This window comes from Enterobacter sp. MGH119, from assembly GCF_001037675.1.
In the GTDB taxonomy this organism is placed as follows: domain Bacteria; phylum Pseudomonadota; class Gammaproteobacteria; order Enterobacterales; family Enterobacteriaceae; genus Enterobacter; species Enterobacter hormaechei_C.
The window spans coordinates 1,812,140-1,826,009 of sequence record NZ_KQ089929.1; the positions used below are offsets into that span (position 1 = coordinate 1,812,140).

Consider the following 13,870-nt stretch of genomic DNA (forward strand, 5'->3'; position numbering starts at 1 on the left):
GGGACAAAAGATTCGTCTCTGTCCTTTTTTTGATTAAATAAACATCGAAAAGTCATTAAAGGTCAACGGTGAAACGTCCAGGCAACGTTTTTGCCAGAAACACATCGGGATTTACTATGAACAAGGTTGCATTAGGGTTGTTTATCGCCGCAACGGTGGGATGTTCTGCATCTACATTTGCGGCAACCAACGGTGAAGGGCAGATTAATTTCACCGGAGAAATTATCGATTCTGCTTGCCAGGTCGTGAATGGATTAAGTAATCCATTAGATGTTCAGTTGGGAAAAGTATCTAAAACGGTATTTACCGGCGCAGGCTCTACCAGCACATTAACGAAGTTTGATATTAAGTTAACCAATTGTCCGGAAACCGTAACCTCGGCAGCGATTAACTTCGGTGGTACCCCGGATGCGGATAATAATGCCGCGCTGGCGTTAACGCCCGATACCGATGCGGCTACCGGTGTGGCTATTCAGCTGGTTGACACGTCCGGGCAGCCTGTCAGCCTGTATACCCCTTCGAAGCAATATCCTTTAGCCTCCGGCACGGCGGTTAACGATCTGGAGTTCGGTGCGCGTTATATTCAAACCCAGGCGGCAGTCACCGCAGGCCCTGCTAACTCTGTATCAACCTTCACCGTTATTTATAACTGATCTTATCAATCCTGAGATATTAATGCTTTTGCGAGCATTAATATCTCATCTTTTTATTGAGAAATCTTTATGCGCCACGGTTATTTACTGAGCACTCTTTTACTGGTAGCAGCCTCGGCACAGGCGGGGGTCGTGATTAATGGCACCCGGCTGGTCTATCAGGGAGATAAAAAGGAATCTTCTCTTGGTCTTTCAAACCCGGATACCACGGATTATCTGGTGCAGTCCTGGGTCGATTCTGGCGGTAAAAACCAGGCCAAAGCCCCGTTCCTGATCACGCCGCCGCTTTTTCGTCTGGATGCGAAAGAGGATAACGTCCTGCGCGTAGTCCGTACGGGAGGAAATTTACCGGAAGACAGGGAATCTCTGTACTGGCTGAATATTAAAGCGATCCCGTCCTCGAAGCATGTCGAAGGGGTAAATACGCTGCAAATTGCCATTAATACCCGCATTAAATTGCTCTATCGCCCGTCAGCGGTAAAAGGCAGACCAGAAGATGTGGCCGATAAACTTGAATGGCATCGCGAAGGGAATGATTTAGTGGTGAATAATCCCACACCTTTCTTTATGAATTTTCAGACCGTCACCCTGAATGGTCAAAAAGTCAAAAAAGCCACCTGGGCTGTGCCGAAAACTGAAACGCATTTTGCTTTACCTGGCAACGTCGGAGGTTCTACCGTCGCGTATTCCATTATTACCGATTACGGCAGCATCAGTCAGACATGGTCTAAACCCGTTCATTAATCGTATTACCCGGTAATAAAATCATCATGTACAGCCATAAAAAGCCGTTCACCTGCCGATTTTCGTCATTGCTGATGGCTATTTGTTGCCTGGCAATGGCGATCTTTGCGCAGCAGGTTTTGGCTGATGATTATTTTAACCCTGCCCTGCTGGACATTGATAACCCGCAGCAGGGAAAGACCGATCTGTCTGTCTATGAAAAAGGTCCCGGCCAGGCGCCAGGTAACTATCAGGTCGCGATCTTTATCAATAACAATAAAATTGATACCCGCGACGTGACCTTCAACTTAGTTAAAGATCCACAGGGCACCAGCACGCTCCAGCCTTGTTTTACACTGGACGAATTAAAGAGCCTCGGGATCAAAACGCAAAAATATCCGCAGCTGAGGGCAGAAGGTCAGTGCGCCGATCTACACGCCATCCCTTCGGCATCCGCGACCTTTCGCGTGCGCAATCAGCAGCTGCTGCTGAGCATTCCGCAAAAGGCGCTCGGTCAGGTACCTCGCGGTTACATCGACCCGAAAGAGTTTGACGAAGGGATCAACGCGGGCCTGCTTAATTACAGCGTCAACGCCAGCCAGAGCCATGCGCGCCAGCAGGGTGAAGAGAATAGCAGCAGCCAGTACGTTAACCTGCGTCCCGGCTTCAACATCGGGGCATGGCGCGTTCGTAACTACTCCACTTGGAATCGCAGCACCACGGGTCATGAGGAGAAACAGAAATTCACCTCCGTTTATACCTATGCGCAACGCGATATTGTGGCGATGAAAAGTGACGTGACGGTGGGCCAAAGCACCTCACCTTCCGACGTTTTTGACAGCGTCCCCTATACCGGCGTGGAGCTAAAATCCGACAGCGACATGCTGCCGGACAGCGAGAAAGGCTATGCCCCTATTATTCGCGGCAGCGCCCACAGCAACGCGCTAGTGATGGTCCGCCAGAACGGGTACGTAATTTATCAGAATACGGTCGCGCCGGGTGCGTTCGAGATTAACGACCTCTACCCCACCGGCAGCAGCGGCGACCTCCAGGTCACGGTGAAAGAAACAGACGGCAGCGAAAGCCACTTCGTGGTGCCGTTTGCCTCCGTGCCGGTATTGCAGCGTGAAAAAAACCTGCGCTACAGCGTAACCGCCGGGCGTTATCGCTCTTATGACAAAGACGTTGAAAAGACCCCGTTTGCCCAGGGAAGCGCCATCTACGGTTTACCCTTCGGCTTCACGGTCTACGGCGGCGTGCAGCAGAGTAACCATTATCAGTCACAGGCGATTGGCGCCGGGAAAAACATGGGCGATCTGGGGGCGTTCTCCATTGACGTAATCCGCGCCAGAGCCCTGTTGAAAAAACAGCAGTCCAGCAAGGGTCAGTCATGGCGCATCCGTTACAGCAAAGATTTCGCCGGTTCGGGCACCAACTTTACCCTTGCGGGCTATCGCTATAACAGCAAGGGGTTTTACACCCTGGACGACACCATGGAGTCGTATACCCGCTCCGACGACTGGTCTGCTCCCCAGCAGCGCCGCGCCCGTACCGAAGCCACCGTTGACCAGACGCTGCCAGAAGGCTGGGGGTCGGTCACGCTGAGCATGGTGAAGGAAACTTACTGGAGCCAGAGCCAGAACATGACCTCCCTGAGCGTCAGCTACAACAATAGCTGGCACGGGGTGAGCTACAGCCTCAGCTACAGCATGAACAAAAACACCCAGGACAGCGATGAAGACGGTAACGAGGTGACAAACGACAACCAGTTCTCGCTGAGCGTCTCGGTGCCGCTGGACCGCTGGATGCATAACACCTGGGCCACCTACAACCTGAACAACACCAAAGACGGCACGACGCAGAACATCGGCCTGAACGGCACGGCGATGAAAGAGGACAACCTGAACTGGAACATCCAGGAAGGGCTGAGCAGCACCGGCAGCGGTAACTCCACCAGCATCAACGCCGATTACAAAGCGACCTATGGCGAAGTGAGCGCAGGCGTCAGTCAGGATAAGTATCAGCAGACCCTGAACGTCGGTTTGCAGGGCGGCGTGGTTGCCCATGCGAACGGAATAACCCTGAGCCAGCCGCTCGGTGACACCATCGCGCTGGTGAAAGCGCCGGGCACGCACGGAACCCATATCACAAACCAGACGGGCGTCGAGACCGACTTCCGCGGCTACACCGTCGTGCCGTTTGTTACCGCGTATCGCCGCAACACCATCGCGCTGGATACCGAAACGCTACCGGACAACGCCGACGTCACCCACGCGGCGCAGATCGTGACGCCAACCCGCGGGGCCGTGGTGCGCGCCAGCTTTAATACCCGCGTGGGTAACCGCGTCCTGATGACGCTTATGCAAAAGGGTAAACCGCTGCCCTTCGGCGCAACGGTCACCACCGAGGATAAGGACAGCGAATTTATTGTCGGCAATGACGGTCAGACCTACCTCTCGGGTCTGCCACAGCAAGGGCATCTCAACGTTTCCTGGGGACAGGAGGCGAGCGAGCACTGCGTCGCTGACTATGCGCTAACGGATGAGAAAGAGAAAACCAGCATCATTAACGCTGCCGCGCAGTGTCACTGATCCACCGTTCAGGCTAACGATTATGCAAATGATTAAACAGTGCTTTTTCTTACTGGTTCTGGGAACCGCCGCGTTATTTATGCCGCATGCGAAGGCGACATGCACCACGCCGGATCTGCCCAAAATGATTAACGTGGCCTCTATCTCCGTTCCCACGACGCTGGCCGTTGGCGAAACGATCCCGGGTACAGAGCAGAGCGTTCATGTTGCCGGGCACTGCGATCAGAGTATCGACAGCGGACTGGAAATTGTCTCGTGTTACTACGGTACCGGAGCGGAAATTCCGGGGCTGAAGGGAGTATACGAATCCGGCGTACCGGGTGTCGGGGTCGCATTGATGAACGATCAGGGTCAGCGAATCAGCGGAGCAGGCGGAGTACAGTGCGATTCACGCGGAACGCCTGTTGGCTATGTTTCTGGCGATGGCACACAGTCGTTTAACTTCGACGTCACGCTTGAACTGGTCAAAACAAGCGACGCCGTGACCTCCGGCACGCTGGTGCAGTCTCAGACCGAATTCGGCATTGGCGTTTTCGGTCACGAAGGGATCGGCAGCCCTAACCATATTGCGTATGCAGGTAACGTCATTTTGCATCAGGTCACCTGCTCTGTTTCGCCAAAAAATCTCACCGTTAATTTGGGTGATTTTCCCGTCAGTGATTTTATGAGCGTGGGTTTTTTATCCAGCCCCGCTCAAACGTTTAAAATCACCGTTAACTGTGACACAACCGTTCAGCCTGAGCTAAAAATCACCAGTGCTAACGGCTACGAGACGGCATTCGAGGGGGTGATCAAACTGACGAAGCAGACAGGCATGGCAACGGGCGTCGGGGTGAGAATGCTGTTTGATGACCGCATTGCGACCTTTGATACCTACGTCAACACTCAAAGCCAGGCCGTTGCCAATGAAACGCTGGAGATCCCCTTTCAGGTTCGCTACGAGCAGATCAACGATGTGGTGACGCCCGGCCCCGCCAACACCGTAGCAACCATCACTCTCGCCTATAAGTGACCAACATGAAAAAGACAATCGCGTTTCTGACGATGGGCTTACTGGCCCAGGCCCACGCAGACGATATTCAGATCCAGATGACGGGAAATATTTACGCCAATACCTGCATCATTGACAGCGCCAGCCGCAACCTGACGGTGGACTTAGGCCAGACGGTGTCGGGCAGTTTTAAAGACGTGGGGGATACCGGCGAGTGGAAAGACTTTTCCCTGTCAGTATCGCACTGTCCTGCCACGCTGGCGCTTGCCACGGCCTTTTTCTATGGCCAGGCAGACAGCGTGCATCCGACCAAATTTGCCAATATCGGCAGCGCAAAGGGGCTGGCGCTGGAGCTGGCAGACCGGCAGGACAAAATACTGATTGCCCCGCAGGCCGCCTTTAACGCCGCCATCAATCCGAGCGACCACACGGCAACCTTTCCCCTGTCCGCGCGCTACTACGCCACCTCAATGCCCGTCACTGCCGGGACGTTCAGCAGCGTGATTCAGGTGACATTCACTTACCAGTAGGACCGCGCCTCTTTGCACGGATGCTTTTTGTACGCCCGGCAGAGGGTTTTGCCGGGCGTTTTTTTACCTCCGGCACTTCTGGCTGCTCAATCGGGAAGATCGGCAGCGCATTCAGCAGCCGTTGGCCGTAGTTTTTGGTGAGCAGTCGTTTGTCATAAATCACCACCTCGCCCCAACAGCCGTGGCTACGGATCAAACGCCCGACCTGCTGAATAAGGTTAAACGACGCCGCAGGCAGGCTTTGCACTTCAAACGGATAACGGTTCAGGCTTTTCAGCCATTCGCCTTCGGTGATCACCACCGGGCTGTCGATGGGCGGGAAGGCAATTTTGTGGATATGCACCTGCGTCAGGTAGTCACCTTTCAAATCAAGCCCTTCCGCAAAGGACTGTAACCCCACCAGCACGCTGCGCTCGCCGTTATCAATGCGTTTACGGTGGGTTTCCACCAGCCGATAGCGCGGCTGATCGCCCTGCACCAGCAGGAGCAAGCGCAGATCGGTGACGTGCTCCAGGAAGCGTTGCATCGCGCGGCCGCTGGCAAACAGCACCAGCATACCGGGGTATTTTTTACTCTCAACCTGCTCGCGGAAGTAGGCCGCCATTTCCGCAATATGCTGCTCTTCGTTATCGATAAGCGGCTCATAGTTCATGCGCGGGATCACCAGCTTGCCCTGCTCACAGTGGTTGAACGGCGAGTCCAGGGCCACAAAACGGTCCCCCGCTTTCTCTTTCAGGCCGCTCATTTCCTGCAACCTTGAGAAGCTGTTCAGTGAACGCAGGGTCGCCGATGTCACTACCACGTGCGGCACGCTGCGCCAGATCAGCTTTTCCAGCTGATCGGCCACGCGGATGCCCACGCAGTGGAAGAAAAGATGTACCTGCCCGTCTCGCACTTCGCGGGTGGCCCACTTTGTCACCGGCGCGCCGGACGCCTGCGCCATTGAGGCCAGCCGCCAGAGTTTGCTCTGCGCCTCAAACATGCCCAGCGCGCGGTTCATTTGCAGCAGAATGCGGTGCAAACGCACCACGTCATGGGTACCGGTTTTCTCGCTGAGATCGTTTAAGAACATCTCCGCCAGCCCGCGCAGCTTTTCAAGGTGCTTCGCCAGCTGCTGACAAATTTCCATCACTTCCTGCGGCAACTCCCCCATCGCAAAGCGGTGTTCCGCCTCCTGGGTGGCGGGGAGATACAGGTTAAGAATGTTATTCAGCGAGGCGATGAGGCCGTACACCTCTTCACAGTGCTCGCTCAACCGCTCCGGAACCGCCAGCGGCGGCGTGGTTTTCGGGCGGAACTGCTCCATGCAAGTTGCCACCAGCTTACAGAACAGATCCAGTTGCAGGCGAAACCACGGGGCGGTAATTTCCGCGCTCATCTCCAGCGCATCCCGCGCCACGTCGGGCAGATGATGACCTTCATCGAGCACCAGCAGCAGGTTTTTGGGCTCCGGCAGGACCGCTTCACTCTCCAGTGCGGCCATCACCAGCGCATGGTTGGCGACAACCACCTCCGCTTCCTGAATCTCACGCCGGGCAACAAAGAAAGGGCATTCGCGGTAGTAGTGACAGTTGCGGTTCAGGCAGCTCGCTTTATCGGTGCTGAGCCTGCGCCACAGGTCGTCGCCGATCGCCTGGCTGGTGTGATCCCGCAGGCCGTCCCACCTGTAGCTGTCGAGATCGGCCTTCAGCTTTGCGCACTGCTCCTGCTCCGCCTTGTTGTTTGGCGTCAGCTCGTCATCAAGAAACGCGAGCAGATCCTGCTGGGCGGGTTCACTGCTGGCCAGCGCCGCCAGATTGCGCGGGCAGACGTAGCGCCCGCGACCAAAGGCGGCGGTGAAGCGTAAATCGGGGATAATTTTGCGCAGCAGCGGCAAATCTTTGCTGAAGATCTGATCCTGCAAGGCCACGTTGGCGGTGCTGACCACCAGCGTTTTGTCCTCCTCCCGCGCGATGGCGATGCCGGGAATGAGATACGACAGGGTTTTCCCGACGCCGGTCGGGGCTTCAATCGCCAGATGTCGCCCGTCGTCCCCGGCGAGCGTTTTTGCCACGTCGGCAATCATCTGCCGCTGCGGCGCTCGGGGGATAAAATCGGGGATCTGCTGCTGTAGCGCCTTATACCAGGCGCCTATTTGCGCTTTCAGCGCAGCGGTTAAAGCCATCGGAAAACCTGAAATACTGTATAAACAGCCACTATTGTGGCACTTTCTCTCCGCTGCCGCAAAAAGAAAAGCCCGGCTTTACGACCGGGCTTCCAGATTACTGCGGGTTAGCAGGTTTACGCGGGCGGCGTCGGCGCTGCCCCTCGCCTGCCGGTTTCCCTTCGCCGCTACGCCACGGGTTTTCACCGGCTGGTTTGCTGTCGTTATTACGACGCGGCGGTTTGCCCGAAGATTTCGGCGCGCCACCTTCTGAACGACGCGGCTGCTGACCGCGACCACCGCCGCCCTGACCGCGTCCGCCACCCTGACGACCGTTCTGAATTGGCTCGGCTTTGATCGACGGGTCCACTTCATAGCCCGGGGTTTCAATGCGCGGGATCTCTTTCTTCAGCAGGCGTTCAATGTCGCGTAGAAGCTTGTGTTCATCCACGCAAACCAGAGAGAGCGCTTCCCCGGTTGCCGCCGCACGGCCGGTACGGCCGATACGGTGAACGTAATCTTCCGGCACGTTTGGCAGCTCGTAGTTCACCACGTGCGGCAGCTCTTCGATATCCAGACCGCGTGCGGCGATGTCGGTCGCCACCAGCACGCGAATGTCGCCAGATTTAAAGTCCGCCAGCGCGCGGGTACGCGCGCCCTGGCTCTTGTTGCCGTGGATCGCCGCGCTGCGGATGCCGTCTTTATTCAGCTGTTCCGCCAGGTGGTTGGCGCCGTGCTTGGTGCGGGTAAAGACCAGCACCTGCTGCCAGTTGCCCTGGCCGATCATCTGGGAGAGCAGTTCCCGCTTGCGCTTCTTATCTACAAAGTGCACGTGCTGCGTCACCTGCTCGGAGGCGGTGTTGCGGCGCGCGACTTCCACTTCCAGCGGGTTATGCAGCAGCTTTTCCGCCAGCGCCTTGATCTCGTCGGAGAAGGTCGCGGAGAAGAGCAGGTTCTGACGACGCGTCGGCAGCTTCGCCAGCACGCGACGAATGTCGTGGATGAAGCCCATGTCCAGCATACGGTCGGCTTCGTCCAGCACCAGGATTTCGATGTTATCGAGCTTCACCGCGTTCTGGTGTTCCAGATCCAGCAGACGTCCCGGTGTTGCCACCAGCACGTCCACGCCGCCGCGCAGCTTCATCATCTGCGGGTTAATGCTTACCCCGCCGAAAACTACCAGCGAACGAATGTTGAGGTAGCGGCTGTATTCACGCACGTTCTCGCCAATCTGGGCCGCCAGCTCGCGGGTTGGGGTGAGGATCAGCGCACGCACCGGACGACGGCCTTTGGCGTGCGGCTGGTTTTTTACCAACAGCTCCAGCAGCGGCAGGGTAAAGCCCGCGGTCTTACCGGTACCGGTCTGCGCGCTTGCCATCAGGTCACGGCCCTGCAAAACGGCCGGAATGGCCTGCTGCTGGATAGGGGTTGGCTCAACGTAGCCCTGCTCTGCGATGGCGCGCAGAATTTCCGGGTTCAGACCAAGGGAATCAAAAGACATAAAAACTCCGAACCGCCCCGACCATCACAGGTGTAGTTTTCAGGGAGATATAACGAATAGAAGGACAAAAACCACAATGTCGCGAAGGTGCGGAGTGTAGCAGCTTTTGTGACGTGGCGCATAAAATATCCCCGGCGATGACTCGACGTTTGCGCAAATCAGGCATAATCTTAATCAATCGATTGATTAATTTTTAATGCTGCTATGAATACAACCCCAACGACAACCAAAGGCGAACAGGCGAAAAGTCAGCTTATCGCCGCCGCGCTGGCGCAGTTTGGCGAGTATGGTCTGCATGCCACCACGCGGGATATCGCCGCTCAGGCCGGGCAGAATATTGCGGCCATCACCTACTATTTTGGCTCAAAAGAGGATTTATACCTCGCCTGCGCCCAGTGGATCGCGGATTTTATCGGCACCAGCTTTCGCCCGCACGTGGAAGAAGCCACCGCGCTGTTCAGCCAGCCAGAGCCTGACCGGGCTGCCATCCGCCAGCTGATCCTTAACGCCTGTCACAACATGATCCGCCTGCTGACGCACGACGATACGCTGAACCTGAGCAAATTTATCTCCCGCGAGCAGCTCTCCCCCACTGCCGCGTACCAGCTGGTGCACGATCAGGTGATCGCCCCGATGCACAGCCATCTGACCCGGCTGATCGCCGCCTATACCGGACGGGACGCCAGCGATACCGACACCATTTTGCATACCCACGCCCTGCTGGGCGAAGTGCTCGCCTTCCGTCTGGGGCGTGAGACCATCCTGTTACGTACGGGCTGGACACAATTCGATGAGGATAAAGCCGCGCAAATTAGCCAGGTCATTACCTGTCACGTTGATCTGATCCTGCAAGGCTTAACGCAAAGGAGCCAGAAGTCATGAAAAAACCTGTCGCCATCATTCTGGTGGTTGTTGTCTTGCTTGCCGCGGGAACAGGCGGCTGGCTGTGGTATCAGAGCCAGCAGGATCGTGGCCTGACGCTGTATGGCAACGTGGATATCCGCACCGTGAACATGAGCTTCCGCGTTGGCGGACGGCTGGCCTCGCTGAACGTTGACGAAGGCGATGCCATCAAAGCCGGGCAGACGCTGGGGATGCTGGACAAAGCCCCGTTTGAGAACGCGCTGATGCAGGCAAAAGCAGGCGTCTCCGTCGCACAGGCGCAATACGACCTGATGCTGGCGGGCTATCGCGACGAAGAGATCTCCCAGGCGGCCGCTGCCGTTAAGCAGGCAAAAGCCGCCTATGACTATGCGCAGAATTTTTATAACCGTCAGCAAGGCTTATGGAAAAGCCGTACTATTTCCGCCAACGACCTGGAAAATGCGCGCTCATCCCGCGACCAGGCACAGGCGACGCTGAAATCTGCCCAGGATAAGCTAAGCCAGTACCGCACCGGTAACCGTGCGCAGGACATTGCCCAGGCGAAGGCCAGCCTTGAGCAGGCGCAGGCGCAGTTAGCCCAGGCGGAGCTGGATCTGCACGACACCACGTTAATCGCCCCGTCTGACGGCACGCTGATGACCCGCGCCGTGGAGCCGGGCAGCATGCTCAGCGCGGGCAGCACCGTGTTAACGCTCTCCTTAACCCGTCCGGTGTGGGTGCGCGCTTACATTGATGAGCCGAATCTTGGCCAGATGCAGCCGGGCCGCGAACTGCTGCTCTATACCGACGGTCGCCCGGACAAGCCGTATCACGGCAAAGTGGGCTTCGTCTCTCCTACCGCCGAGTTCACGCCAAAAACCGTTGAAACCCCGGACCTGCGTACCGACCTGGTGTATCGCCTGCGCATCATCGTCACCGATGCGGACGACGCGCTGCGTCAGGGCATGCCTGTTACCGTGACCTTAAACGACGGGGAACGACATGAATGACGCGGTTATCCAGCTCAACAATCTGGTCAAACGCTTCCCGGGAATGGCTAAACCGGCGGTCGCACCGCTGAATTGTACGATTCAGAAAGGCTATGTGACCGGGCTGGTGGGGCCGGACGGCGCGGGTAAAACCACGCTGATGCGGATGCTGGCGGGATTGCTGAAGCCGGATGAAGGCAGTGCCAGCGTGCTTGGCCTCGATCCGATCAAAGACGACGCGGCGCTCCACGGCATACTCGGCTATATGCCGCAGAAGTTTGGTCTGTACGAAGACCTGACGGTGATGGAAAACCTCAACCTGTACGCCGACCTGCGCAGCGTCACCGGCGAAACCCGGGAGAAAACCTTCGAGCGCCTGCTGGCGTTCACCTCCCTCGGCCCGTTCACCGAACGGCTGGCGGGCAAACTTTCCGGCGGGATGAAGCAGAAGCTGGGGCTGGCCTGCACGCTGGTGGGCGAACCGAAGGTGCTGTTGCTGGATGAACCCGGCGTCGGCGTGGACCCGATTTCCCGCCGTGAACTGTGGCAGATGGTGCACGAGCTGGCGGGTGACGGCATGCTGATCCTCTGGAGTACCTCATACCTTGATGAAGCAGAACAGTGCCGCGACGTGCTGCTGATGAATGAAGGCGAACTGCTCTATCAGGGCGAACCCACCGAGCTGACGCAAACCATGGCCGGGCGAAGTTTTCTGCTGCACAGCGCGCAGGAATCCAACCGCACGCTGCTGCAACGGGTGCTGAAGCTGCCCCAGGTGAGCGACGGGATGATTCAGGGCCGTTCGGTGCGCGTGATCCTCAAAAAAGAGGCCACCGCCGACGATATCCGGCGTGCGCAGGGGATGCCTGAGATCGACATGACAGAGACCTCGCCGCGCTTTGAAGATGCGTTTATCGATCTGCTGGGCGGGGCGGGAACCTCAGAATCACCGCTTGGCGCCATACTGCACACGGTGGAAGGTACGCCGGGCGAAACGGTCATTGAAGCGAAATCGCTCACCAAAAAATTCGGCGATTTCGCCGCCACCGATAACGTCAATTTTGCCGTGAAGCGCGGCGAGATATTTGGCCTGCTCGGGCCGAACGGCGCAGGGAAATCCACCACCTTTAAAATGATGTGCGGCCTGCTGGTACCAACCTCCGGCAAAGCGCTGGTGCTGAACATGGATCTCAAAGTCAGCTCCGGCAAGGCGCGCCAGCACCTGGGCTATATGGCGCAGAAGTTTTCGCTCTACGGCAACCTGACGGTGGAGCAAAATCTGCGATTTTTCTCCGGCGTCTACGGCCTGCGGGGACGGGCACAGAATGAGAAGATCGGCCGCATGTGCGACGCCTTCGGCCTGACCGATATCGCCTCACACGCTACCGACGCTCTGCCGCTTGGCTTCAAACAGCGGCTGGCGCTGGCCTGCTCACTGATGCACGAGCCGGATATCCTGTTTCTTGATGAACCGACTTCAGGCGTGGATCCCCTCACCCGCCGTGAATTCTGGTTGCATATCAATAGCATGGTGGAAAAAGGCGTGACCGTGATGGTCACCACCCACTTTATGGACGAGGCGGAGTATTGCGACCGTATCGGGCTGGTCTATCGCGGCAAGCTGATTGCCCACGGCACGCCGGATGACCTGAAAGCGCAGGCCGCCGACGACGCGCAGCCAGACCCGACCATGGAGCAGGCGTTTATCACCCTCATTCACGACTGGGATAAGGAGAATACTCATGCGCAGTAACGCCCTCTCCTGGCGCCGGGTGCGCGCCCTGTGCGTTAAAGAGACGCGTCAGATCGTGCGCGATCCCAGCAGCTGGCTGATTGCGGTGGTGATCCCCCTGCTGCTGCTGTTTATTTTCGGCTACGGGATTAACCTCGATTCCAGCAAGCTGCGGGTCGGGATTTTGCTGGAGCAGCAGAGCGAAGAGGCGCTGGACTTCACCCACGCCATGACCGGCTCGCCCTACATCGATGCCACCATCAGCGACAGCCGGCAGGAACTGATCCAGAAAATGCAGGCCGGAAAAATTCGCGGTCTGATCGTCATTCCGGTCGATTTTGCCGCTAACATGGCACGCCCGGGCGCCGATGCGCCAATTCAGGTGATCACCGACGGCAGCGAGCCGAACACCGCGAACTTTGTGCAGGGTTACGCGGAGGGGATCTGGCAGCTCTGGCAGATGCAGCGCGCCGAAGACCGGGGGGAGGAGTTTGAACCGCTGATTGACGTGCAGACACGCTACTGGTTTAACCCCGCCGCCATCAGCCAGCACTTTATTATTCCGGGCGCGGTAACGATTATTATGACGGTGATCGGCGCGATTCTGACCTCGCTGGTGATCGCCCGCGAATGGGAGCGCGGCACCATGGAGGCGCTGCTTTCAACTGAAGTGACGCGCGTCGAGCTGCTGCTGTGCAAGCTTATTCCCTACTACTTCCTCGGCATGCTGGCGATGCTGCTCTGCATGCTGGTGTCCGTCTTTATCCTCGGCGTGCCGTACCGCGGCTCGCTGGTGGTGCTGTTCTTTATCACAAGCCTGTTTTTACTCAGCACGCTGGGGATGGGGCTGCTCATCTCCACCATCACCCGCAACCAGTTTAACGCCGCGCAGGTGGCGCTGAACGCCGCTTTTCTGCCGTCGATAATGCTCTCCGGGTTTATCTTCCAGATAGACAGTATGCCTGCCGTCATCCGCGCCGTGACCTACATTATCCCGGCGCGCTACTTCGTGAGCACGCTGCAAAGCCTTTTCCTGGCGGGGAATATTCCGGTGGTGCTGATTATCAACACGCTGTTTTTAATGGCGTCGGCGTTGATGTTTATCGGGTTGACGTGGATGAAAACCAAACGGCGGTTAGATTAAGGAGCGCGC

11 protein-coding genes are annotated in these 13,870 nt (G+C 57.2%); 9 read left to right on the forward strand and 2 right to left on the reverse strand.

Annotation, left to right across the window (positions count from 1 at the left end):
* Positions 1 to 116 precede the first annotated feature (116 nt).
* From SK53_RS08630 to SK53_RS08650, 5 genes are all read left to right on the forward strand, one after another.
* The gene (locus SK53_RS08630) at positions 117 to 653 is read left to right on the forward strand and encodes a fimbrial protein (protein ID WP_048209067.1); all 537 of its coding nucleotides are present in this window, start codon (positions 117 to 119) and stop codon (positions 651 to 653) included.
* A 69-nt stretch (positions 654 to 722) separates the two neighbouring features.
* Positions 723 to 1,397, forward strand: a complete 675-nt coding sequence (locus tag SK53_RS08635) for a fimbrial biogenesis chaperone (protein WP_023315677.1) — start codon at positions 723 to 725, stop codon at positions 1,395 to 1,397.
* 26 nt (positions 1,398 to 1,423) lie between these two features.
* Positions 1,424 to 3,967: a fimbria/pilus outer membrane usher protein gene (locus SK53_RS08640; RefSeq protein WP_156174852.1), complete on the forward strand. Its 2,544-nt coding sequence runs from the start codon at positions 1,424 to 1,426 to the stop codon at positions 3,965 to 3,967.
* 22 nt (positions 3,968 to 3,989) lie between these two features.
* Positions 3,990 to 4,979 carry a fimbrial protein gene (locus SK53_RS08645; RefSeq protein WP_048209071.1) on the forward strand — a complete coding sequence of 330 codons (990 nt, stop codon included), beginning with the start codon at positions 3,990 to 3,992 and terminating at the stop codon, positions 4,977 to 4,979.
* 5 nt (positions 4,980 to 4,984) lie between these two features.
* Positions 4,985 to 5,488 (forward strand): fimbrial protein, encoded by a 504-nt coding sequence (locus SK53_RS08650; RefSeq protein WP_003858483.1) that lies wholly within the window; start codon positions 4,985 to 4,987, stop codon positions 5,486 to 5,488.
* Here the strand turns inward: SK53_RS08650 and dinG are convergent.
* Positions 5,475 to 7,652, reverse strand: coding sequence for an ATP-dependent DNA helicase DinG (dinG, locus tag SK53_RS08655; RefSeq protein WP_023315673.1), 2,178 nt, complete (start codon positions 7,650 to 7,652; stop codon positions 5,475 to 5,477). The genes SK53_RS08650 and dinG overlap by 14 nt on opposite strands.
* A gap of 97 nt (positions 7,653 to 7,749) precedes the next feature.
* Positions 7,750 to 9,132, reverse strand: a complete 1,383-nt coding sequence (gene rhlE / locus SK53_RS08660) for an ATP-dependent RNA helicase RhlE (RefSeq protein ID WP_003858487.1) — start codon at positions 9,130 to 9,132, stop codon at positions 7,750 to 7,752.
* Between the two features lie 204 nt (positions 9,133 to 9,336).
* On the opposite strand from rhlE, the gene cecR reads away from it, so the two are divergent.
* The 4 genes from cecR to SK53_RS08680 are packed head-to-tail and all read left to right on the forward strand — an operon-like array spanning position 9,337 to position 13,861.
* Entirely contained in the window at positions 9,337 to 10,014 is a 678-nt protein-coding gene (gene cecR / locus SK53_RS08665; RefSeq protein WP_003858489.1) for a transcriptional regulator CecR, read from the forward strand.
* Positions 10,011 to 11,006: a secretion protein HlyD gene (gene hlyD, locus SK53_RS08670; protein WP_023315672.1), complete on the forward strand. Its 996-nt coding sequence runs from the start codon at positions 10,011 to 10,013 to the stop codon at positions 11,004 to 11,006. The genes cecR and hlyD overlap by 4 nt, the downstream gene beginning before the upstream one ends.
* Positions 10,999 to 12,738 carry an ATP-binding cassette domain-containing protein gene (locus SK53_RS08675; RefSeq protein WP_045336976.1) on the forward strand — a complete coding sequence of 580 codons (1,740 nt, stop codon included), beginning with the start codon at positions 10,999 to 11,001 and terminating at the stop codon, positions 12,736 to 12,738. The genes hlyD and SK53_RS08675 overlap by 8 nt, the downstream gene beginning before the upstream one ends.
* The gene (locus SK53_RS08680) at positions 12,728 to 13,861 is read left to right on the forward strand and encodes an ABC transporter permease (protein ID WP_045336977.1); all 1,134 of its coding nucleotides are present in this window, start codon (positions 12,728 to 12,730) and stop codon (positions 13,859 to 13,861) included. Before SK53_RS08675 ends, SK53_RS08680 begins: the two co-directional genes overlap by 11 nt.
* Positions 13,862 to 13,870 lie beyond the last annotated feature (9 nt).